General features: G+C 40.4%; 18 protein-coding genes and 1 riboswitch. Of the genes, 15 read left to right on the forward strand and 3 right to left on the reverse strand.

Translation table 11 applies throughout. From position 1 onward, the window contains the following. Positions 1 to 94: 94 nt before the first annotated feature. Positions 95 to 661: a DNA-3-methyladenine glycosylase I gene (locus tag E2P86_RS01365; protein ID WP_134430242.1), complete on the reverse strand. Its 567-nt coding sequence runs from the start codon at positions 659 to 661 to the stop codon at positions 95 to 97. Between the two features lie 239 nt (positions 662 to 900). Here E2P86_RS01365 and E2P86_RS01370 point away from each other — a divergent pair, with 239 nt between their 5' ends. The 7 genes from E2P86_RS01370 to E2P86_RS01400 all read left to right on the forward strand — a co-directional run bounded on the left by E2P86_RS01370 (position 901) and on the right by E2P86_RS01400 (position 8,468). Beyond that, positions 901 to 1,758 (forward strand): DUF4271 domain-containing protein, encoded by an 858-nt coding sequence (locus E2P86_RS01370; RefSeq protein WP_166785125.1) that lies wholly within the window; start codon positions 901 to 903, stop codon positions 1,756 to 1,758. A 10-nt stretch (positions 1,759 to 1,768) separates the two neighbouring features. Beyond that, entirely contained in the window at positions 1,769 to 2,536 is a 768-nt protein-coding gene (locus tag E2P86_RS01375) for a uroporphyrinogen-III synthase (RefSeq protein WP_085474183.1), read from the forward strand. 354 nt (positions 2,537 to 2,890) lie between these two features. After that, positions 2,891 to 4,180 carry a T9SS ring complex lipoprotein PorK/GldK gene (gene porK, locus E2P86_RS01380; RefSeq protein ID WP_085474184.1) on the forward strand — a complete coding sequence of 430 codons (1,290 nt, stop codon included), beginning with the start codon at positions 2,891 to 2,893 and terminating at the stop codon, positions 4,178 to 4,180. Positions 4,181 to 4,210: 30 nt separating this feature from the next. After that, positions 4,211 to 4,855, forward strand: a complete 645-nt coding sequence (gene porL / locus E2P86_RS01385; RefSeq protein WP_085474185.1) for a type IX secretion system motor protein PorL/GldL — start codon at positions 4,211 to 4,213, stop codon at positions 4,853 to 4,855. Positions 4,856 to 4,871: 16 nt separating this feature from the next. After that, positions 4,872 to 6,395: a type IX secretion system motor protein PorM/GldM gene (gene porM, locus E2P86_RS01390; RefSeq protein ID WP_134430246.1), complete on the forward strand. Its 1,524-nt coding sequence runs from the start codon at positions 4,872 to 4,874 to the stop codon at positions 6,393 to 6,395. A gap of 24 nt (positions 6,396 to 6,419) precedes the next feature. After that, positions 6,420 to 7,451, forward strand: a complete 1,032-nt coding sequence (gene porN, locus E2P86_RS01395) for a type IX secretion system ring subunit PorN/GldN (RefSeq protein ID WP_134430248.1) — start codon at positions 6,420 to 6,422, stop codon at positions 7,449 to 7,451. Between the two features lie 144 nt (positions 7,452 to 7,595). Further along, positions 7,596 to 8,468 (forward strand): cupin-like domain-containing protein, encoded by an 873-nt coding sequence (locus tag E2P86_RS01400; protein WP_085474188.1) that lies wholly within the window; start codon positions 7,596 to 7,598, stop codon positions 8,466 to 8,468. Between the two features lie 47 nt (positions 8,469 to 8,515). Here E2P86_RS01400 and hemW read toward each other — a convergent pair whose 3' ends face one another. Beyond that, a complete protein-coding gene (gene hemW / locus E2P86_RS01405) occupies positions 8,516 to 9,646 on the reverse strand; it encodes a radical SAM family heme chaperone HemW (RefSeq protein ID WP_134430251.1) in 1,131 nt (376 codons plus the stop codon). On the opposite strand from hemW, the gene E2P86_RS18360 reads away from it, so the two are divergent. The 4 genes from E2P86_RS18360 to E2P86_RS01415 all read left to right on the forward strand — a co-directional run bounded on the left by E2P86_RS18360 (position 9,610) and on the right by E2P86_RS01415 (position 13,155). After that, positions 9,610 to 9,942 (forward strand): S41 family peptidase, encoded by a 333-nt coding sequence (locus tag E2P86_RS18360; protein WP_134430254.1) that lies wholly within the window; start codon positions 9,610 to 9,612, stop codon positions 9,940 to 9,942. The two genes, hemW and E2P86_RS18360, sit on opposite strands and share 37 nt — an antisense overlap. Positions 9,943 to 10,128: 186 nt before the next feature. After that, a complete protein-coding gene (locus E2P86_RS18095; protein ID WP_166785127.1) occupies positions 10,129 to 10,302 on the forward strand; it encodes a hypothetical protein in 174 nt (57 codons plus the stop codon). Positions 10,303 to 10,325: 23 nt separating this feature from the next. Further along, complete coding sequence (locus tag E2P86_RS18100; RefSeq protein ID WP_166785128.1) at positions 10,326 to 10,481, forward strand: hypothetical protein; 156 nt, start codon at positions 10,326 to 10,328, stop codon at positions 10,479 to 10,481. Between the two features lie 499 nt (positions 10,482 to 10,980). Next, complete coding sequence (locus E2P86_RS01415) at positions 10,981 to 13,155, forward strand: S41 family peptidase (protein ID WP_134430257.1); 2,175 nt, start codon at positions 10,981 to 10,983, stop codon at positions 13,153 to 13,155. A 1-nt stretch (position 13,156) separates the two neighbouring features. Here the strand turns inward: E2P86_RS01415 and E2P86_RS01420 are convergent, their stop codons facing one another. Continuing rightward, complete coding sequence (locus E2P86_RS01420; protein WP_085474191.1) at positions 13,157 to 14,119, reverse strand: alpha/beta hydrolase; 963 nt, start codon at positions 14,117 to 14,119, stop codon at positions 13,157 to 13,159. A 91-nt stretch (positions 14,120 to 14,210) separates the two neighbouring features. Beyond that, a riboswitch (SAM riboswitch) is annotated at positions 14,211 to 14,310 on the forward strand. A 71-nt stretch (positions 14,311 to 14,381) separates the two neighbouring features. Between E2P86_RS01420 and metE the strand changes: the two genes are divergently transcribed. The 4 genes from metE (at position 14,382) to E2P86_RS01440 (ending at position 20,841) form a co-directional block, all read left to right on the forward strand. Then, positions 14,382 to 16,694, forward strand: a complete 2,313-nt coding sequence (metE, locus tag E2P86_RS01425; protein WP_134430260.1) for a 5-methyltetrahydropteroyltriglutamate--homocysteine S-methyltransferase — start codon at positions 14,382 to 14,384, stop codon at positions 16,692 to 16,694. Between the two features lie 149 nt (positions 16,695 to 16,843). Further along, positions 16,844 to 17,491: a FadR/GntR family transcriptional regulator gene (locus E2P86_RS01430; protein ID WP_134430263.1), complete on the forward strand. Its 648-nt coding sequence runs from the start codon at positions 16,844 to 16,846 to the stop codon at positions 17,489 to 17,491. 12 nt (positions 17,492 to 17,503) lie between these two features. After that, positions 17,504 to 18,727 carry an MFS transporter gene (locus E2P86_RS01435; RefSeq protein ID WP_134430266.1) on the forward strand — a complete coding sequence of 408 codons (1,224 nt, stop codon included), beginning with the start codon at positions 17,504 to 17,506 and terminating at the stop codon, positions 18,725 to 18,727. 341 nt (positions 18,728 to 19,068) lie between these two features. Next, positions 19,069 to 20,841, forward strand: a complete 1,773-nt coding sequence (locus E2P86_RS01440) for a polysaccharide biosynthesis protein (protein ID WP_240775549.1) — start codon at positions 19,069 to 19,071, stop codon at positions 20,839 to 20,841. Positions 20,842 to 22,224: the final 1,383 nt, after the last annotated feature.

Here is a 22,224-nt window from a genome sequence, read left to right on the forward strand (position 1 = left end):
AATCGGTTTGCTATTGATGATATGTTAAAATTGCTAATCTTATTTTGCGTTTTTATTAATACGCTTACTTGTGCGAAACTCCTCCAGACATTTATTATTTGAAAGAGCAGCTATCCAGGTGGTCATTTACCATGCCAACAGCCTGCATATAAGCATAGCAAATAGTCGTTCCGAAAAATTTAACCCCTCTTTTTTTTAGATCTTTGGCAATGGCGTCTGATTCTGGGGTGTGGGTTGGAGCCAATGCTAAATCAACGATACTGTTTACCATCGGTTTTTGATTGGGCATAAAACTATACAGGTAGCTGTAAAAGCTTCCAAATTCAGCTTGGATTTTCATGAATATCTGTGCATTTCCTACGGTAGCTTGGATTTTTCCGCGATGACGAATGATACTTTCGTCCATAACAAGCTTTTCAATAGCTTGAGGGGTGAATTCAGCAACCTTTCGGTAGTCAAAATTTGCGAATGCTTTTCGATATCCTTCGCGTCGTTTGAGGATGGTTATCCAACTTAATCCTGCTTGCGCTGATTCCAGAACCAAGAACTCGAAGAGCGTTTGTTCATCCGTCACGACCTTGCCCCATTCCTCATCGTGATATCGTACATACAACTCGTCGGTTCCGCACCACGAGCATCGGGTTAAATTGGATTCTGCCATGTTTTTATGTGTTAAAACTAGATTTTTTACTTCTTACTATCTTAATTAATAGTAGCCAGCAGTTGGCGATAAATCGCTGTCTTGGACGTCTAAATTTAATATTGCACAAGAGAGCAATTTTATCTAAGTTTACGGCAAAGTAAGGATTTTTTGGCTTAATGTATTGGTTTCGATATTTTCTTTTAACACTTTTTTTTAGTGCATTAGCGCTGTGCTCTATAGCTCAACAGGATACGCTTGTGCGGGATTCTGTTAGCCCTCAAGAGGTACCCATAGATACCGTATCGGTTGCTCAAATAGATAGATTTAATTATGTTTTTCCTCCAAAAGATAGACCTAATCAATTGTTGGAAATGTTTCTTGACGATATTAAAACCAATAGCTTATCGTTGGAAAAGACGCTGACCCGTATGGGAGAGGTAAAACCACGTGAAGTGTTGGCGCAGGGTATTCTAAAGAATTATCGCCCTACTTGGATACTGGTAACGGCATTTTTGCTTTTTTTAGCTATCGGCATTGTGCGATTGGTTTTTACGACCGATTTTATGCTTATTGTGGATGCCTATTACAATGAACGGGTGCTGCAGCAAATGAGTAAAGAAGATAATGTGTTGACATCTTGGCCATACATTTTTTTATATCTCATTTTTAGTTTAGCGCTTGGTTTGTTCATTCTGCTCCTTGAGTCTACTTTTACCAATACGGGGATACTTAATTTTGAAAACTATTTGCGTGTCTCTTTGGTCGTGGGGGTGCTTTTTGTGGTAAAAATCTTGTTGGTAAGATTTGTTTCTCTTGTTTTTGAGGTGGATAAATTGGCCCGTGAATATGTTACAGTTTTATATCTAGTATACTTTAATAGTATGCTTTTTCTGATGCCGTTTTTGTTGGTGCTGGTCTTTGTGCCGGTCGCCTATTTTAAGATTGCGTTAATTTTATTTGCGGTCATAGCTTCTATTCTATTCGTTTATAGGTTTTTAAGGACTTTTTTCAGACTCTTTGGTAATCTTAGGTTTTCAGTTTTTTATTTAATTCTTTATCTTTGTGCACTCGAAGTGGCGCCGATTCTAATATTGGTGAAGTTATTGAGCAGATAAAAAGTTGAATATGCAAGTAGATGTAGCAAGAGCCAATAAGGTAAAAAGTATTTTAGTTACCTTGCCAAAACCTGAAAATGATAAGTCTCCATATTTCGCCTTGGCAGAAAAGTACAACCTCAAGTTAGACTTTAGGGGGTTTATTCATGTTGAAGGTGTATCTGCAAAAGATGTGCGCAAAGAAAAAATTAATTTCGCAGATTATTCGGCAGTAATTTTTACGAGCAAAAATGCAGTAGATCATTTCTTTCGCGTATGCGAAGAGATGCGTTACGAAGTTTCTTCTGAAATGAAGTACTTCTGTATTTCGGAAACTATCGCCCTTTATCTTCAAAAATATATTCAGTACCGTAAACGTAAGATTTTCTTCGGGAAACAAACGGCTAAGGATTTGGAAGAGGTGCTGAAAAAACACAGCAAAGAGAAGTTTCTTTTCCCATGTTCGGATGTTGCAAATGAGGAAACACAAAAGTGGCTGCAAGATAATGGTTATAATTTTACGCCAGCAGTACTGTTCCGTACAGTAATTAGTGATATAAAAGATCTGGAAAAGGTGTTCTATGACGTTATCGTATTCTTTAGTCCGTCTAGTGTACAATCTTTGTATGAAAACTTTCCTGATTTTAAACAAAATAACACACGGGTGGCTGCTTTTGGCGCAAGTACGCAACAAGAGTTGTTAAAGCATGACCTCATTTTAGATATTCCTGCGCCAACGCCGGAGGCCCCAAGTATGACGATGGCTGTTGAACAATACATTAAACAGGTCAATAAATAAAATATAAAGCAGCGTTTCGCTGCTTTTTTTATTTGTTCCATTTTGTGAAGAGGGAATTCGAGTTGTTTTTTTACTAACTAAGAAAATTTTTTGCCAGAATTTTTGCGCCTATAAGCTCTTTTTTTCTTGCATAACAAAAACCTAGTGGCCTTTTTATTGTTTTACGTTTGTTAAAACTTGTTAAAATGTAAATTACAATTTACATTTTCAGAGTTTTTTGCACGGGTATTGCTTGTGAATATGTTAATGCTCTTAAAATTTACTAAGTTTAGGCCGCGAAGAATTATTGCATTCAAGAGTTTCTTTTTATCTTTAGGAGATTTTTGTAACTTATAAAAGACATTACACTTATATATGAAATTTAATCAATACCAGTTTTTTGTTCTATTGTTTTTGTTTTTTGCTGCTTTTACAGGCTGTAAAGGACCAACGAACTCGGGTGAATTGGTTGGGGTTCGCTTGAACAAGCTGAAAGCCAACAAAACACCTTACGGGATGGTATTGATTCCCGGTGGAACGTTCATCATGGGGCAGTCTGATGAGGACATTACTTACGCACAGACGGCGCAGAATCGACAGGTCACTATTGCACCCTTCTATATGGATGATACGGAGATCTCTAATAGCGAGTATCGTCAGTTTGTACATTGGGTACGTGATTCTATCTTAATCTATAATTTCTTGGGTGACGACAGTTATTTTGTCGATATGGGAAATGGGGAGCGTCACATTGATTGGAAGAAAGTGAATAGCAATTCACCATGGAAAGGGAAAGATGAAAATGCACGGGAGCGGTTGAACAGTATGTTCTATCAAGGTGAGGATCGTATTTTTGGAAAAAATGAATTAGATGTTCGTTTGCTGAAGTATCACTACGAATGGTTTGATTTACGCTCTGCTATTGCTGCCAAGAATGATAAATCGAAATCTCGTTCTGACTTTATCATGCGGGATACAATGTTGATTTATCCGGACACGACGGTTTGGTTGAGCGATTTTAGTTATGCGCAAAACGAGCCGATGGTAGAGGGCTATTTCTCGCATCCGTCTTTTGACGATTACCCGGTAGTAGGGGTCACTTGGCGCCAAGCTCAAGCCTTCAATACATGGCGTACACGCTTATTCAATAACGCCGCTGCAGGAAATAAGCAGGTTGATCGGATGCCTTATCAATTACCTTCTGAAGCAGAATGGGAGTATGCTGCACGCGGAGGTAAAGTTGGCATGCAGTTCCCGTGGGGTGGGCCTACGGCTCGTAATGCGAAAGGTTGTTTAATGGCCAACTTTAAACCGGGTCGCGGTAACTATATTGATGATGGTGCCGCTTATACGGCTCCAGTGTACTCGTATTGGCCGAATGATTTTGGTTTATATAATATGGCTGGAAACGTGGCTGAATGGACGCAATCGAGCTTTAATGAGTCGGCAAATACGTTTGTTCACGATATGAATCCTACCTATACGTACCATGCTAAAGCGTCAGATCACGAAACGATGAAGCGTAAAGTAGTACGGGGTGGTTCTTGGAAAGATGTGGGAGCTTTTCTTCAAAATGGCGCACGTCAATATGAATATCAAGATAGTGCTAAATCTTATATTGGGTTTAGATCGGTGACACGTTATACAGGAGTTTCAGTACGATAATCATTCACAGTATTTATTTATAATTTAAAAATGGCTAAGAAAAGAAAATTCAAATTAGGGATTAACACCTTAATCAACTGGGGGGCTTCAGTTGTTATCGTTGGATTGATGTTCAAAATTTTGCATTTCAAAGGTGGTGAGTGGATGATCGGGATTGGTTTAGCAGTAGAGGCGGTGCTGTTCTTCGTGATGGGCTTTTTGCAATCTGAACCAGAACCGGACTGGACGCGTGTTTATCCGGAGTTAGATGAAAATTATAATGGAGAGTTGCCGACCCGTAGCGCACATGTAGCGCAGGTGGCTCAGCCTGTTGCGATAGGCAATACTGCGGCTTTAGATAAGTTATTGCAGGATGCAAAGATTGATGAGAACTTGATTGGTAATCTAGGAGACGGGCTACGTTCTTTTGGTGATAAGGTTGCCTCTATTTCTAAGGTAGCAGATACTGCCGCTGCAACGAATCAATTTGCAGATAAATTGAATGCGGCTTCTTCAGGAGCTTCGCAGTTAAGTAGTGCGTTTGAGCGTGCCGCAGCAGATTTACAAACATTTAATGAATCTTCTGCTGATATGCATCAATTTAAAGAACAGGTAAGTACATTTAATAAGAACTTAACTTCTCTAAATGCGATTTATGGTAATATGTTGTCTGCAATGAGTACCAACCGTTCTTAAATAGAAAAACTACACGATGGCAGGTAAGAGAGAAACCCCTAGGCAGCGGATGATTGGAATCCTTTATTTAGTGCTACTTGGTTTAGTGGCATTGAATGTTAGTGATTCTATTCTCGATGCTTTTAAAAATTTAGGCAATAGTTTAAGTACTTCTACGCAAAATACGCAGGCTGGTATCGACAACATGTTCTTGGCTTTCCGAGAAACCAAGTTGAAAGAGAATCCAGATCGTGCACAGCCGATTTTAAATAAAGCGGAACAAGCGCAAGCTACTGTTTTGAAATTGACAAATAAATTGAAAGAGCTGAATACTTTACTGACCAGTGAAGGAGGTGGCTTAGATGAGGAGACAGGTGATGTGAAATATCGTAGTTCAACGGATATCTCCGCACGACTTATGATTAATGAAAAGCGTGCTAAAGAGCTTCGGGATATGATTGTATCTACGAAAGCGGAGTTGTTGAAGTTAACGAATAATGAAATTAGTATAAGTCTGGATGCCGAAGACCCAGCTCCAAGGGCAGGTATCCGTAAGACATGGGAAGAAGCAAGCTTCGGAGATGGTATTCCATTGACGGCGGCTATTACGGCATTAGAAAAAATAAGTGCCGATGCGAAGAATGCGGAATCAGCTGCTGTTAAGCATATTTTTGGTAAAATGGACCAAGCTGTGGTAAACTTGGATAAGTTTGCGGCTGTTGCTGTTGCTCCTACATCATATCTGATCCAAGGCCAACCCTATACAGCGAAGGTTTTTTTGACGGCTTATGATTCTAAATCGAGCCCGCAGATCTCGGTTGGTGGTAGTAGTTTGCCGGTGACCGAAGGTCAAGGTCTGTATCAGGTAAATACAAGCAGTCCTGGTGTTTTTACATGGCAAGGTACAGTACGTGTGCAACAAACAGATGGTAGTGTAAAAACATACCAAACGGAGCCGATGACCTATCAAGTATCTAAACCTTCGGCCGTGGTATCTCCGGATGCAATGAATGTATTGTATATCGGTGTTGATAATCCGATATCGGTTTCGGCGCCAGGTATCCCCGCAGAAAATTTGGTGGTTACAGGTTCGGGCGTTTCGATCAGTAAATCGGGAAATCGCTATGTGGCACGTGTAAGCAATACAGGCGAAGCAACGGTGAATGTTGCTGCGAAAGTAGATGGCAAGACTCAAAATATTGGCAGTTCGAAGTTTCGTGTGAAACGTATTCCTAAACCGACGGCACGTGTTGCTGGAAAAACAGGTGGACGGATATCGTCAGCGCAGTTACGTGGACAGAATGTGGTGTCTGCATCCCTAGAGAATTTCGAATTTGATGCGCGCTTCAATATCAGTAAGTTCAATATGTACATTGCAAAACCACGTGTTGATCCTATCGGTCCGTACCAAACATCAGGTGCATCTTTTTCGGCACAGATGAAAACAGGGCTGGGTGCAATAACACCAGGTTCGGTGGTTATGATTTACGATATTGTAGGGGTAGGGCCGGATGGAGTGGCACAAAACTTGGATCCAATAACGTTCCAGGTCACGAATTAGTAGAAATTGATAGAATTAGGTGAAATGAAAAAGTATTTATTTTCTGCATTAGCGATAGCATGTTCAGCTGCTGCCTTTGCACAGCAGGAAAACTTGTCTAATAGTACAAAACCTATTCATGCGGAGGAACCGCCTGTCGACGGTTATTTTGTACAATCTGATATCGAAAATCGTAAGGTTATCCCTTATGCGACTATTCGACAAACAGATGTGGCTTACAAAAAAAGAGTGTGGCGGGAGATTGATTTAAGAGAGAAAATGAATAAAGCATTTGCTTCACCTAAATCTCGTTTAATCGATATTATCATTGATGCGGTGATGAAGGGCGAGTTGCGTGCATATGATCCGACACCTACTGAAAATGATCCAAACGGCGATAGTTTTAAAAATGTTCTACCACCTGATCAGGTCATGGCTCGTTTTGGAGGTGATAGTGTTTTGGTGGAAGAATTCAACGAAAATAATGAAGTTATCGCTTCGCACTACGAAGCACGGGCTTTTAGTGGTGAGAATGTGATTAAGTTTCGAATTAAAGAAGATTGGATCTTTGATAAACAGCGATCGGTCTTTGAGCCAAGGATTGTAGGTATTGCGCCATTGATCACACCTCAGATTCCAGGAATGGATAGTAATGTGGGTATGGTGCCGGCTGAAACAGGCGGAGGGGCTGCTAACTTTGATCCTTTTGATCCTTTTGCGGTTCAGCCAGAACAAAATCAGGCGGCTAATGCACCAAGTAATGTTCCGGTTCCTACGGTGAATACAGGGCTGTTTAATCCACAGGTCGATCCGACACCTGCTTTTTGGATTTATTTTCCAGAGGCACGTCATATTCTGGTGAATAAGGAAGTTGTAAATGGTAGTAACGATGCAACAGGCTTAAGCTACGATGATATTTTTGTGAAGCGCATGTTCGCAAGTTATATTGTTAAAGAGTCGAATCCAGAAGATTTACGGATCAAAGATTACATTGCTGACGGTAAAGAGCGTTTATACGAATCTGAACGGATCAAGAAATCATTGATGGATTACGAACAAGATTTGTGGTCTTACTAAGGTAAAAATATGACGTTTGTCATATTGAAATTCGAATATTTCTATTAATTTGTGCTTGTCTTTATTTGCATTTAATAAGACAGAAGTGGGATTAATAGAAATATTTTTTTTTAAGTTTGTACGTAGTTGTAAAGCGAAGAACTTGTGAAATTAAAACCAGTAGATAGTATATCAGGGGTGTCTCCTAAAGACTTTATCAAGCAGTATCTTGATAATGGTCATCCGGTAATAATCAAGGACTTTATCAGCAAAGATAGCCCTTGTTGGAGTAAATGGAGTTATGACTATTTCAAGGAAATAGCCGGCGACGAGAAAGTGGATGTCTATGGACGTGAAGAAGAGTCGCAGAACCACGCGGCAAGCCCGCCTGTAGGGCAGATGACTTTTGGAGAGTATTTGGATAAGATCAGTGCAGAGCCAACTGAACTAAGGTTGTTTTTGTTCAATCTCATGAAGTTGCGTCCAGAGTTAAAGAAAGACGTTATTTTCAATGATGTCACAGGAGGAAAGGTTTTGCAGTGGCTTCCTTATATGTTTTTTGGCGGGGAAGGATCCGCGACCCGAAATCACTTTGATATTGATATGTCTCATGTCTTTATCTCGCAGTTTCAGGGCGCTAAGCGTATCTGGTTGTTTCCGAACAATCAGTCTGATTTAATGTATAAACTACCTTACAATTTTCATAGCATTGCGAATTTGAAGACCAGCGATGTTGGGGATTATCCAGGATTGGAGTTTTTGGATGGTTACGAAGCTGTGATTAATCCGGGAGAGACATTGTATATGCCGGCCGGATGGTGGCATTATATTCAATATGAAACGGAAGGTTACTCTATTTCAGTACGTGCTTTAGCAAATTCGGTAACAGAAAAGCTTAAAGGAGCAAGAAATCTCTTTATCACGCGACATTTTGACGATACCATGCGTAAAATATTTAATGAGAAGTGGTTTAATTATAAGATTGAGACCGCGAAAAAGAGAGCAAATCGTGCGATGAAGCGTAGGGGCGGACGATAACTTGATTTTAATGATAAAAAAGCGTCGGTTTTAAACCGACGCTTTTTTTATTCTTCTACCCAGAAGATATCAGAAGCAATGCGGTCGGCTAATAGTTTGCCTTGTAGAGTTAATCGGAGGAAATTTTCTGGCGTTCTTTCGATAGCACCTTGCTCAAGATAATCTCCGGACTCATGCAATAGGTGTTTTAAAAGATCCGGTCCAAAATCGCTTTCGACTTTCTTTAGATTGATGCCCCACATCGTGCGTAGGGAGGTCATTACATATTCGTTAAAGCGATCGGCAAAAGAGAGGATTTCCGTTTCAAGCGGTAATTCCTTTTTTTGTATGCCCGCCATATAAAGCGCATTATTTGCGATGTTCCAACTTCTAGAGGTGGCATTGAATGAGTGAGCCGATGGGCCTATCCCTAAATAGGGTTGTCCTTTCCAGTAGTTTGTGTTGTGCTTTGCATAATGATTAGACTTCGCGAAATTAGAGATTTCGTAATGCTCGTAACCATGTGCACGTAGTTCCTGCATGAGTATCTCAAACTGTGCTGCACTCTGTTCTTCGTTCATAGCAGATGTCTTCCCTTTGCTGATCATATGGTTCAAGGCAGTTCGCTGTTCCACGGTCATGGCATAGGAAGAGATATGTGGAATCTGATTATCTGTTAGCTGTGCGATATTTGAGGTCCACTTTTCATCGGTAAGAAGTGGATAGCCATAGATTAAATCACAGGTGATGTTTTCAAATCCGGCATCTTGTACGCGCTTAATGGAAGCTTCGGCTTCCGATGCATTATGCGCGCGGTTCATCCAGCGAAGGTCTTCCTCGAAAAATGACTGGATACCTATCGAGAAACGGTTTACAGGAGTTGATCGTAGGTCTCGCACTTTTGTGACGGTAAGGTCGTCGGGGTTCGCCTCCAATGTGATTTCCGCACCTTGTGCGATATCAAAGTGCTTCGCAACCGTTCCAATGAGTTGTTCTATTTCCGACGCCTCTAGGATAGAAGGTGTGCCTCCGCCAAAGTAAATGGAGTGGATTGTTTTCTCTTCTAGGTAGGCGGCTCGAAGCGTGATTTCTTGTTGCAAAGCATCTAGCATCTCCGCTTTGTACTTTAAGGAAGTAGAGAAGTGGAAGTCACAGTAATGACATGCCTGTTTGCAAAAAGGAATGTGGAAATAGATCATGGGTGCCCCGCTCAGTTTTTTATGAAGCAAAGATAGTTAATTGTATAGAGTCACTTTGGAGTTTTTTTCTTTATACTAATGGTTGTTACAGATCACCAAATAAAATCTACCCATTTGGAGAGAGATATAAAGGGAAAGTAATTGTACTTGTAAATGAAAATACACAAAGCTGCCAAGAATATATAACAATGGCACTTAAAGCAGTTCTAAACACTACAATATTGGATAATGCTAGCGCTGGAGCAAATGGAAATATGACTAGTTTCACTTACCAGGAGGAATATCTAGGGGAATAAAAGAAAAGCCATAAACAAGTTGTTTTGATTACATGATTACAGTATTAAACGATTGCTTTTCTAAAGAAAATATTTCCGATGCTTTTTTTGTGCAGTGGTACAGAATAACTTAGTGTCGTTGATCAACGATAGAGGAATCTGAAAATCTTTAATAGAGTAGGAGCTGTTTTTTATTTTTTAACAAAAATGAACAAATTGAATGTAACAAAATTTGGTATCCAGGAGCTGAAGGCTGAAGAAATGGTAGAGGTTGAGGGAGGAGGCAAAGTACACTGGTTCATGTATCTTGTCTCACCTGCATCGGCTTACGTACTTGATCGATTCCTTGAAGGAGTAGAAAATGGTGTTAAAAATAGGTGACAAATTAAATATAAGTTTTTGATATGGAAAATGTAAATTTAAAAGAACTCTCATATGAAGAGCAGATAACTGTCGAGGGCGGTGGAATTGGAATAGCACTCGCAGCAATTGGTGCTGTTTGGGTTTTAGGAGAGATAGCAAATAAAGCTGGCGAAGCTGTTGGCAGAGCGTTAAAATAGCTAATTATAATATCCCTAAATTTTTAGGGATATTATATAAAAAAACAAACGAAAAAAGCTAGCTGTGAGTGGGTTTACAATCAGAATCTAATCAGTTTGATTCGATAATACTACAGGAATATTTAAATGATTTTACTATATAGATATGAAATTTAGTATAAAACAATTTAAACGTAACGAACAACAGCGAAAAAAGATTTGGACTGTTGTTTTTTGGTCGTTGATATCTATCTTCATATTCGGTGAGATAGCAGAAAAGCTTGGACAAGCTTTAGGGGCGGTTTTTCGATAAGTCCCGGTCGAGAGGTGCGCGGATTTCTTTCATCTGTCAATCAAAAAGGATAGGCGTCAGTGAAGCTACTCTCTCTCGCAAGTGTTACATCGTGGTCTTGTGAGCGGGTTATTAAACAATCTATTTGTTAAAAAAACCTAAACTCGTGATCGTCTATTAATTAGATTCATATTATTCGGTATTTTCAACCACAAGAAACAACCGGCGATGAACTTGAGATCCATTCCCCTTTATCTTTTATTATGTTTATTCTTTGCGAGCTCTGTTGCGCAAGCACAGACACGGGAAACACAAATCAATAACCTAGTTGCATTAGCAAAACTAGGAGGAGATATACGATACTTTTCGCCGACAGACGCCGTTCACCAAGCATTATTGCGTGTTGGGTGGGATCAAATTTTTGTTAACGCGACCCGAATCGCTTTACACACAAAGGACGAGCGAGCCTTCGCAGATTCATTAGTCTCCATCTTCAAGCCATTGGAACCCTCATTAATGTTAGCGTATAAACAAGAAATCTTAACGCAGGCGCCAAAAAGTGAGCAGGAAGGTCCTTTGGTTGTTGGGGTGCAGCATAAAGGAATGGAATTCTATAGTGGAAGTGGCTCCGGTTTTAAAAGTATTCGGACAAATAGGCGATCTCTAATGTCAGATGCATTTATGAGCGATTTCGATTTATTGAAGATCAAAATTCCAGAAGCCTACTATGGAAAAGTGTTTGAACTAAAAATCAATTACACAGTAGAAGATCCTGTTGATGTCTCGATAGCAAACCATACGGGAAAACAAATCATGCCGGAAAGGAAACTCTCTGGAAAGAATTTCTTTATTCTAAGAGATACCATAACACCAACGAATGCGGAGATGTATATAAAAGTATCGCTGGATGAGTTCAAAGGAGGGATTGGTTTGGATTCAGTTCTACAAATTGGCAACGAACCCATAGCCATTAAAACCTTTGACATGAATGTAGTGCGCGAGAAGCCAGCCTACAATATCTTTTTTAAAACAATAGATAAAGAGCTCTTCGCCGCTCAAAACAAAATTGGTGATACTTTATACTCTAATCTAACATCGGCTTTATCAGCCTCTTTTCCGCTCGCGGTTTACGGCAATGAAACGGAAACTTTCCCGAAGGCATCGTATGATAAGGCTGCCTATAGGTATAACAAAGGTGGCTTTGAGAAATTTCACAATGTAAGACTGTTAGATAACATGTCTGTGAAAGTATCGAATATCCTTTCCTTATGGAATGCGTTCCGATATGCATTTGTGTACAATCCATTGACGGATGCAGAAGAGGAGCATTTATTGAGGAAGACAATCAACGCCGTACTGGAAACAAAAAACCTTCAGGAATACTATGATGTGGTTTGGGGTATGTTGGCTGTGTATAAAGATGCGCATATCTTTTTCAATATGGAAGAGGTCGATAATCGCAACAATTACTCGATGCCTTTCAGTGTTATTGACCTGAACGATAAATATTATATTCGGAAAATTCATAATCCAGCTTTTGAAAGAAATGTCAATATTGGCGATGAAATCCTTGGTGTTGGTGCGGAAGATATTGAACAGTTAGTGAAGCGAAAGTCGATTGTCGGATCAGGATCGGCCGCAAATAAAAAAACAAGATTAATCTTTAGTATGCTTTATGGTGAAAAGGACTCAGCATCTATTTTACGATTGCGGGACCAGCGTAGCGGCAAAGTGAAGGAGCTTCATGTGAAGCGTGATTTTCAGCACGACGATATATATCTAACGGTATCGACGCTAAAAAACACAGCAAATAGGATGCTGGATGAGAATACGTATTATTTTAACTTGGCTCAATCAAAAGTGACGGATACATTGTTGCGATTTATTGAGGACCCGTCGAAGCATATCATATTTGAGATGAGGGGATACCTTAAGCACGATTTTTATAGTCAAAACATACTTAATAAGTTAATTACGGACACCGTTAAACATCAGATTTTTTATTCCTATGAAATTTTAAGTCCTAAGAATCGAAGCTTTAGACAGTCTACACAAATAGATGCTCCTGAAAACCAGAATAAGAAAGCTAAATTTTACTTTCTAACCGATCGAACAACACAAAGTGCACCGGAAACTTTTCTTGATATTGTTAAATTTTGGAAGATAGGTAAGATTATTGGACAGCCAACAGCTGGTGCAAATGGTAATATTAATTATCTTTATCTGCCTGGAGGCATGATGGTGACCTTTTCAGGGCTAAAAGTAATGAATTCCGACGGAAGTACTCATCATCTGCTAGGTGTGCAGCCGGATTATTTGACAGATTTTACACTCGAAGACATCATGGGCGGGCGTGATCCTTATATAGACACAGCTTTGAAGATTATAGCGGATGAGGGGTAGGTTAAAGCTCTTTCTTTCTCAGCCAAGCAAAAAGTGCTAGGTATACCTGCGTTCTAACTTCTTCTTTGGATAAAACTAAATCATGGATGCCATTTTCAATGGGAAGAATGGTGATATCACCCTTGAGCTTATTTGCATACCGTGCAATATCTCTGACATTAAGGACCAAATCACTACTTTGTGAGTGCTTGTCCCACTTTTTTGAAAAACTACTTTGTGCTCCATGCATAATGAGGGTGGGCACGGTCAAATGAACGCCCTGTTGAATGTATCGTTGTGCCTGATGCACCGCTCGGATGAAACTCGCGTCCGAATAGGTATAATCAAGAGGTTTCCAAGTTAGGTCGAAGTTCCATTCCCCTTTATGCTCTTGATGTAGGCTTTTTGCATACTGAGCGTTCATGCCATTTGGTATGGGTAAATTAGGAAACAGCGTAGCCAATGCACTGACCAGGGGAATACCGATCGTTTTTGTCAAAGACCCCACATTGAAATCATAGAAAGGACTGTTGCACCACAATCCTTTCACCAACGGATGATTGGGATGGCGTGCAGCAAAGTAGGTCAAGACTAGGCCGCCGGTAGAATGCCCACATAATATCACACTGTCATGCCCCTCTTGCTTCATGATAGCTAGAGATCTGTTAATCTCCTCATCGTACTCTTTGAGATTACGTACGCGGTAATATCCCTGATGTGACAGATGTGCACGGCCATATTTGCGGAGATCTAACGCATAGAAATGGTAACCATGCATATTGAATTGATCTGCCATCTCTGTTTGAAAAAAATAATCGATATAGCCATGAACATAAAGTACAGCTTTCTTGCTTTCTAGGGGTGCTTTCTTGCGTACGAGTACGGCATGAACACTTCCTTCGTAATCATCCGGTAAGTCAAGACGGGCTTGCTCATACGGGTATCCTAAGATGTCTTCCTGAAAAGCGTATGTCTCTGTCTCCATATTTTTGTTATTTATGTATTAAATTTACATATGTTTTTTTAAAATCTTTAGGATTTCTTTGCATTCTCAATACTTATTCATACCTTAGCCACGCTTATAGAGAAAGGCAGAGGGACTAGACCCGATGAAGCCTTAGCAACCTGTCGCTGTACAAGGTGCTACATTCTACTCCTTCGGGGGAAAGATAAGCCGAAGTCACCGTTCCTGTGTGGCCTTCTCTCCAAGCAATAGTTTTAGAAAGAAAAATTAACAAACAGAATTTATGTTATTAACAAACAATTTAGGTTACCCACGTGTGGGGGCTTTCCGCGAATTGAAAAAGGCCAATGAAGCTTATTGGGCGAAAAAGATCAGCGCGGAAGAATTATTGCAAGCTGGACTTAAAATCCGTGAAGGCAACTGGAAGACACAAAAGGATGCTGGGATCGACCTAATTCCTTCGAATGACTTCTCGTTTTACGATCAAGTATTAGACTTGTCTCTTACTGTAGGAGCAATTCCTGCTCGTTACAGCTCTTTGTTGAACAAAATTGATCGTCAGTATAATTTAGATTTATACTTTGCGATGGCACGTGGTTTCCAAGAAGGTGGGGTAGATGTGACGGCGATGGAAATGACGAAATGGTTCGATACTAACTACCACTATATCGTTCCTGAGTTTACGAAAAACCAAGAATTTAAACTGACTTCAGAGAAATTCTTAAATGAATATAATGAGGCTAAAGCGGCTGGTATTGAAACGAAACCAGTTATTATTGGCCCAATCACTTACCTTTTGTTAGGTAAAGAAAAAGAAACAGGATTTAACCGTATCGACCTTATCGATGGTTTATTGCCTGTTTATGAAGAAATCTTAACTAAATTGGCGGATGCAGGTGCACAATATGTGCAGATTGATGAGCCTTATTTGGCATTGGATATTGATGCAGATACAAAAGCGCTTTATGCACGTGTTTTCGATAAACTTGCAGCAGCTGCTAAAGGCATCAAATTAATCGTTGCAACTTATTTCGAAGCTCTTCGTGACAACGAGGACGTAGCAGTGAACTTACCGGTTCATGCGTTACACCTTGACTTGGTTCGTGGAGAAAATCAATTAGATACAGTTCTTGCTAAAGTACCTGCTTCTTTGACACTTTCATTGGGTGTAGTAGAAGGTCGTAACATTTGGAAGAACGATTACGAGAAATCGTTAACACAAATCAAAAAAGCAGTTGATGTTTTGGGCGCCGATCGTGTTTGGGTTGCGCCTTCATCTTCTTTATTACATGTTCCTTTTGATTTGGATAATGAAGATAATGAAGAGTCATTGCCTGCTGAAGTTAAGAACTGGTTAGCATTTGCAAAACAGAAATTAGCAGAGGTAAAAGACTTAGCGGTATTGGCTGATGGTGAGGTTGATGCAAAAACAGCAGAACGCTTTGAAGCGAATAAAGCAGCAGCGGAAAGCCGTCGTACTTCTCCTTTAATCCATAAGCCAGCGGTTAAAGAGCGTACAGCAAATATTACAGATGATGATGCAACACGTACTTCTGTGTTTGCAGATCGTAAAGCAGCACAACAAGCTAAATTTAACTTGCCAGCTTTTGCGACAACAACAATCGGTTCTTTCCCACAGACGAAAGATGTTCGTAAATGGAGAGCTGATTTGAAGAAAGGTGCAATTACACAAGCTGAATACGATAAAGAAATTGCAGAGGAAACAGAAAGAACTATCCGTTTACAAGAAGAACTAGATATCGATGTATTGGTACACGGTGAGTTCGAGCGTAACGACATGGTGGAGTACTTCGGTGAGCAACTTGCTGGATATGCGTTCACGAAAAACGGATGGGTGCAATCATATGGTTCACGTTGTGTGAAACCGCCGGTAATTTATGGTGATGTTTATCGTCCAGAAGATATGACTGTTCGTTGGTCTGCTTATGCACAATCATTGACAAACCGTCCAGTGAAAGGAATGTTGACAGGTCCGGTTACGATCTTGCAATGGTCTTTCGTGCGTAATGATCAACCACGTTCAACAACAACATACCAAATTGCACTTGCCATTTTGGATGAAGTACAGGCATTAGAAAAAGCAGGTATTAAAATCATACAAATTGACGAGCCAGCAATTCGTGAAGGACTTCCTTTGCGTAAAGCAGATCAGAAAGATTATTTGAATTGGGCGGTGCGTGCTTTCCGTGTTTCTTCATCAAATGTGGATGATGATACACAGATTCACACCCACATGTGTTACTCCGAGTTCAATGATATTATTGAAGATATTGCGGCAATGGATGCTGATGTAATCACGATCGAAACTTCTCGTTCGCAGATGGAATTATTGGATGCGTTTGCTGCAGACTTTAAATATCCAAATGATATCGGACCTGGTGTTTACGATATTCACTCACCACGTGTACCGAGTACAGAGGAGATGGTGGAATTGTTGCGTAAAGCTAAAGCTGTTGTTCCTGCAGAGCAATTATGGGTAAACCCTGACTGTGGATTGAAAACACGTGCATGGCCAGAAACTAAAGCGGCGTTAGAGTCGATGGTTGAAGCCGCTAAAATTTTACGTGCTGAATAATTAGTAATACTTTAAAATAATAACACGTTATTGTGTTAGAGCTGGCTCCGGTGTAACTGGAGCCAGCTTTTTTTTAAACTTTTTTTTGTGATTTAGATAATAAGTTCTACATTCGTCTGCTCATCCTATCATCTGATGAATTTTAGACTATGATAAAAAAGAAATCGTTGGCGCAAGAAGTAGCCGATATAATGCGGGAAAAGATTAAAGGAGGGGAGTTTCCTTTGGATGCACAATTGCCTACCGAGCCGGCTTTGATGGAGTTGTTTCAAGTGGGACGATCTTCTATCCGGGAAGCAATCAAGATACTTGTGAATTCCGGATTTCTTTTGGTGCACCAAGGGGTAGGGACATTTGTTGTTAATATCCATGGTAATGAACCGTTAGATTCCAAGTTTGAGAAAGCACAATTATCGGAGATTCTTGAAGTACGACAGTTATTGGAGATTCGAATCGTAGAGAAAGCGGCGGAAAACCGAACAGAAAAAGATCTTAAGATTATGCGAAGTAAATTGGCTGAACGTAAGCTTTACGCTGATTTAGGCGATATGGATCGATGTATTCATAAAGATATTGAGTTTCATCAGGCAATTGCTGAAGCTTCAGGTAATAGTATTCTAGCTGAATTGTATCGTGAATCTTCTGCGTATGTGCTGAAATCTTTTCTTAAGCAGTATAAAAACACGAAGCCGTTCGTGGACTCCCAAGATATTCATGCGTTGTTATTGCGGAACATTGAAAAGCAAGATGTGAAAGCGACGCGTAAAACATTGAAGAAAATTATTGGTATTATTTAAGTTATATAGTTTATGAAAATCACGGCACCGTCCTCCGGTCATCCTCTGGCGAGGAACACGGTTTATGGGATTTTGTTTGCGATAAGTATCGGTCACATGTTGAACGACTTGATGCAGTCTGTCATCCCTTCTGTCTATCCCATGCTTAAGGAGAGTTTTAATTTGTCCTTTACGCAAATCGGACTGATTACTTTAACCTTTCAATTGTCAGCCTCGCTATTACAACCGTTCGTAGGTCTTTATACGGATAAGCATCCTACACCAAGGTCATTGGCTGTAGGTATGAGTTTTACACTAATAGGTTTGGTGTTTTTATCGTATGCTAGCAGCTTTTATATGATTTTGGCTGCTGTTGCTCTGGTTGGAACAGGTTCTTCTATTTTTCACCCCGAAGCATCACGTGTAGCGCAGTTGGCCTCTGGAGGAAAGAAAGGACTGGCGCAATCAATTTTTCAAGTCGGTGGAAATGCAGGAAGTGCTATCGGCCCTTTAATGGCTGCTATTATTGTGATTCCAAACGGACAGGCGCATATTCGCTGGTTTGTCGCTTTTGCTATTGCCGGTATTATGTTACTTTCTTTTGTAGGTAGATGGTATAAAGAACAGATCCTATACAAAGTGAAGAATAATGCTGCGGTTTCAGCGGAAGTAGAAAAAAGAAATGGTTTAAGTAGAGGTAAAATTATTTCTTCGATTGTTATCCTGTTGGTGCTTATTTTTTCGAAGTACTTCTATATGGCCTCCATGACGAGTTATTTTACCTTTTATTTGATCGATAAGTTTGGTCTTTCTGTACAGCAATCTCAGGTTTATCTTTTTGCTTTTTTGGCTGCAGTAGCGATAGGTACAATTCTCGGCGGGCCCTTGGGTGATAAATACGGACGAAAAATGATTATATGGGTGTCTATTCTGGGAGCAGCACCGTTTACATTGTTACTTCCACATGTAGGCTTGTTTGCCACGGTGGTGCTTGCGGTGGTTATCGGAGTTATTATTTCGTCTGCTTTTTCTGCAATTCTTGTGTATGCGACAGACCTTGTTCCCGGCAAAGTGGGACTTATTGCAGGCCTGTTTTTTGGTTTTGCCTTTGGTATGGGCGGCGTGGGGTCCGCAGTATTGGGTTGGCTCGCGGATCATACGAGTATCGCGTATGTGTTTAGTGTGTGTGCATATCTACCATTGATTGGGATTGTCACGGGTTTCTTACCTGATGTGAGATCTCGAAAGAAATCTTAGCAATAGCGAATATTAGGTTAACCAGTAGCCGTTTTCTTGTTGTAAATCTTTTTTAGAGGAGATATCATGCAGGAGAACGGCTACATTTTTTAGTTGTTACGGTTTCCCGTAACGGGTCTTCGGGAAAACTTTTGTTATTTTGCAAAAACTGGTCGAGTTTTTGACATACTCTGCTTGTGATCGCATAAGGAACCATGAATTTTTATTTAATTAGAAGACGATTGAGGAGAGACAATCCGAGATGGGTTGTACTATTGATTGATGTTTTTATCGTCTTCAGTTGTTATTTGTTATCTACCTACGTCATCAATAGCTTTCGAGGCCGAGTGGACGATGCTTTAATGATAAAGCAGGCATTCCTCGTGACCGCTATTTATGCCCTCTCTTTTTTTGTTTTTAAGACATATCGTGGAATCATTCGACAAGCAGATATTAAGGATGCGCAAGGTATTATGTCGGCAACGATAGGAGCGGTCGTTGTTTTAATGTTAACTTCTTTTTGTTTACGTCGATCCGACTATCTGCCGTTATATCCTATATTTAATCTGTCTTATTCGGTTGTCTTTATACACGGGGTGATGACCATCGTTTCTATGGTGGCTGCTCGAATGGTGTACCGTTCTATCTATGAACAGTTGTTTCAGCAAGGTAAAAATGTGGCGCCAGTGGTATTGATCGGGGCAGGGAATATGGGGACTATTACGTTGAATTTATTAAAAGCGGATAGTAAAAATAAATATAAAACAGTTTTGCTGGCGGATGATAATCCAAATCGTATCGGGAAGCGGGTAAATGGTTTCAATGTGGTTGATTTTCGGATACTGAACAGTCAGATGATGGAGTCGATGGGAATTGATAGTGTTATTATTGCTTTAGATGACAACAATAAAGAACGACTGAAAGGTATATCTGAACATATTGAGCAGTTGCCGGTAAAGCTTAAAATAATGCCTAATTCGGCGAAGTTGTTAAGTGGAGAGGTGGCGACGCGGCAGTTGCGTACCTTGAACATCGGTGATCTTTTAGGTAGAGAAGCTATCAAGTTAGATAACCCAGCAGTACAGGAGTCCCTAGCTGGTAAGGTGATCTTGATTACGGGAGCAGCGGGGTCGATCGGTTCTGAATTGGCCCGTCAGATTGCCTTCGTGAAGTTCGGTAAGTTAATTCTATTGGATCAGGCAGAGTCGGCGTTGTATGATTTACAGCAGGAGATTCGGCAGGTGGTATCACATAGTGTACGCTATGTTGTGGGCAATGTGCGCGATGTTGGTTTTATGGAAAATATCTTTGCGCACTATCGTCCCCATGTGGTGTTTCACGCTGCGGCCTATAAGCATGTCCCGTTGATGGAGCAAAATCCATATGAATCTATTCACACGAATGTATATGGTTCGAAGGTGGTTGCAGACCTATCCGCAAAATATAGTGCGGAGAAGTTTGTGATGGTTTCAACAGATAAGGCCGTAAATCCAACCAATGTGATGGGGGCAACGAAGCGTATTGCCGAGATCTATGTTTCGGCACTCAATAAACAGGTGAAGACGAACTACATTGTAACGCGATTTGGAAATGTATTAGGGTCAAATGGATCGGTTATACCGCTCTTCGAAAAGCAACTTAAAAAGGGTGGACCATTAACAGTAACCCATCCCGATATTACACGATATTTTATGACGATTCCTGAGGCTTGTCAATTAGTACAGGATGCTGCGGTGATGGGAAGTGGCGGAGAGATCTATGTGTTTGATATGGGCGAACCAGTGAAAATTATGGATCTTGCGAAAAGGATGATTCGTTTAAAAGGATACCGATACCCTGAAGATGTGTCTATTATGATTACCGGATTGCGACCAGGAGAAAAGACATATGAGGAATTGTTAGCAAATGATGAGAACACAGTAAAAACGCATCATGAAAAAATCATGATTGCTAAAGTGAATACTTTTGATGATGATCAACGTAAAGAAAAGATAGAAACGTTGTGTCTTTTAATCAAGGATTGTCAAAAACGTCAAGAGCCGATGACTTTAGTTTCTATGATGAAGGATATTGTACCGGAGTTTGTATCAAAAAATTCTATTTTCGAGGAGCTCGATCCTCAAAAGGCAGTTTAGGTGTTGATAGATTGTAGTTGGTAGTTTGTAGAGGGTAGATTATAGTTGATAGGGATTAGTTTGTGATTGGTAGTTTATAGAAGAGAGATTATAGTTGGTAGTTGATAGGGATTGGTCGTTTTTAGATTGTAGGGTGAGTTTTCGAATTCGCTGGCGCGAGCTTTTAGCTCGTGTCCCAATCAAAAGGCCGAGCTACAAGCGCCTGCGGTAGGCAGGTTCGAACGAGCGAGGTGTGTCATTGCCATGAGGCAGTCTGTGATAAGCAGGTTTGTAACGCGCACATAACAAGTGGTCGTCATCCCTACGCTAAGAGGGATCCACGGACTATATCAATAAGAACTATCTATATCTATTAATCACACATAAAGACTAGACTTGCTACGAATAAGATTGCCAATTCGCTGGCGCGAGCTTTTAGCTCGTGTCCAGATCAAAAAGCCGAGGTTCAAGCCACTGCACTATGTCGGATCGAACGAGCGAGCTGTGTCATTGATATGAGGCAGTCTGCGATAAGCAGGTTTGTAACGCGCGCATAACAAGTGGTCGTCATCCCGACAAAGTAGGGATCCACGAACTATATCAAAAAAGAACCTATCCAGATCTATTAATCATACCTAAAGACTAGACTTGTTACGAATAAGATTGCTACACCTTCGTAATGATGTGGTAAAACTGATCGCCCCTGCACGGAGGCAAGACGCGGCAACCATTATTAGGATCCTCTTAATATTTCTGCAACCTTTTGTCCGTATTCTTTTCTGAATTCTCTCTTCCTTTAAAACTATTATCCATGAACGTCCCTCCATGTCCCCATGCCCCTTTCTACAATCATAAACTACGATCTACGAACCATAATCTACGAACTACTTTCTACAAACTACCAACTACCAAAAAATATCCACCACGTTTACAGCGTATTATGCCGCATCCCAAAAAAAGACCCGACAAAGTCTTGGAAGGAATAGGTAAAGTTTTCTACCTTTGCACCACTCCGCAAGGGAGGAACACTTGAAATAGAGGTCAAAAACGAGGTCGGCATGTGAGTTAAACATGTTTTTGCCGAATTTTTGTAAAGCGGGAAGGTCAAAATAAAAATCATTTTTATTTTGTTAATCCAAAAAGCTTTTCTACCTTTGCAGTCCCAACCGATAGGAAGGGTATCCCAACCGAAACTTACCGACTCCGGTAAGCCGAAAACAAGGAACATAAACAAGATAGGTCAAGCCTGAAAAGGCAAGATATAGAAGCCAAAGCGCGACGCGGCGGCGAGAGCAGTTCTTTAAGAAAATGATATCATGTAGCGTAACGAGTAGTTGAATTTTTGTTCAGCGAAAGTTAACAAAAAACAAAATCAACCTTAGTCAATTCGGATTAGATATTAAT

Source organism: Sphingobacterium psychroaquaticum, from assembly GCF_004421025.1.
GTDB lineage: Bacteria > Bacteroidota > Bacteroidia > Sphingobacteriales > Sphingobacteriaceae > Sphingobacterium > Sphingobacterium psychroaquaticum.

Coding starts and splice junctions, on each gene's coding strand:
- hemW (WP_134430251.1), bottom strand. CDS start 9,646: ATGATCTATTTCCACATTCCTTTTTGCAAACAGGCATGTCATTACTGT.
- metE (WP_134430260.1), top strand. CDS start 14,382: ATGTTATTAACAAACAATTTAGGTTACCCACGTGTGGGGGCTTTCCGC.
- porL (WP_085474185.1), top strand. CDS start 4,211: ATGGCTAAGAAAAGAAAATTCAAATTAGGGATTAACACCTTAATCAAC.
- E2P86_RS01375 (WP_085474183.1), top strand. CDS start 1,769: ATGCAAGTAGATGTAGCAAGAGCCAATAAGGTAAAAAGTATTTTAGTT.
- porM (WP_134430246.1), top strand. CDS start 4,872: ATGGCAGGTAAGAGAGAAACCCCTAGGCAGCGGATGATTGGAATCCTT.
- porK (WP_085474184.1), top strand. CDS start 2,891: ATGAAATTTAATCAATACCAGTTTTTTGTTCTATTGTTTTTGTTTTTT.
- E2P86_RS01440 (WP_240775549.1), top strand. CDS start 19,069: ATGATAAAGCAGGCATTCCTCGTGACCGCTATTTATGCCCTCTCTTTT.
- E2P86_RS01430 (WP_134430263.1), top strand. CDS start 16,844: ATGATAAAAAAGAAATCGTTGGCGCAAGAAGTAGCCGATATAATGCGG.
- E2P86_RS01365 (WP_134430242.1), bottom strand. CDS start 661: ATGGCAGAATCCAATTTAACCCGATGCTCGTGGTGCGGAACCGACGAG.
- E2P86_RS18095 (WP_166785127.1), top strand. CDS start 10,129: ATGAACAAATTGAATGTAACAAAATTTGGTATCCAGGAGCTGAAGGCT.
- E2P86_RS01420 (WP_085474191.1), bottom strand. CDS start 14,119: ATGGAGACAGAGACATACGCTTTTCAGGAAGACATCTTAGGATACCCG.
- E2P86_RS01435 (WP_134430266.1), top strand. CDS start 17,504: ATGAAAATCACGGCACCGTCCTCCGGTCATCCTCTGGCGAGGAACACG.
- porN (WP_134430248.1), top strand. CDS start 6,420: ATGAAAAAGTATTTATTTTCTGCATTAGCGATAGCATGTTCAGCTGCT.
- E2P86_RS01415 (WP_134430257.1), top strand. CDS start 10,981: ATGAACTTGAGATCCATTCCCCTTTATCTTTTATTATGTTTATTCTTT.
- E2P86_RS18360 (WP_134430254.1), top strand. CDS start 9,610: ATGCCTGTTTGCAAAAAGGAATGTGGAAATAGATCATGGGTGCCCCGC.
- E2P86_RS18100 (WP_166785128.1), top strand. CDS start 10,326: ATGGAAAATGTAAATTTAAAAGAACTCTCATATGAAGAGCAGATAACT.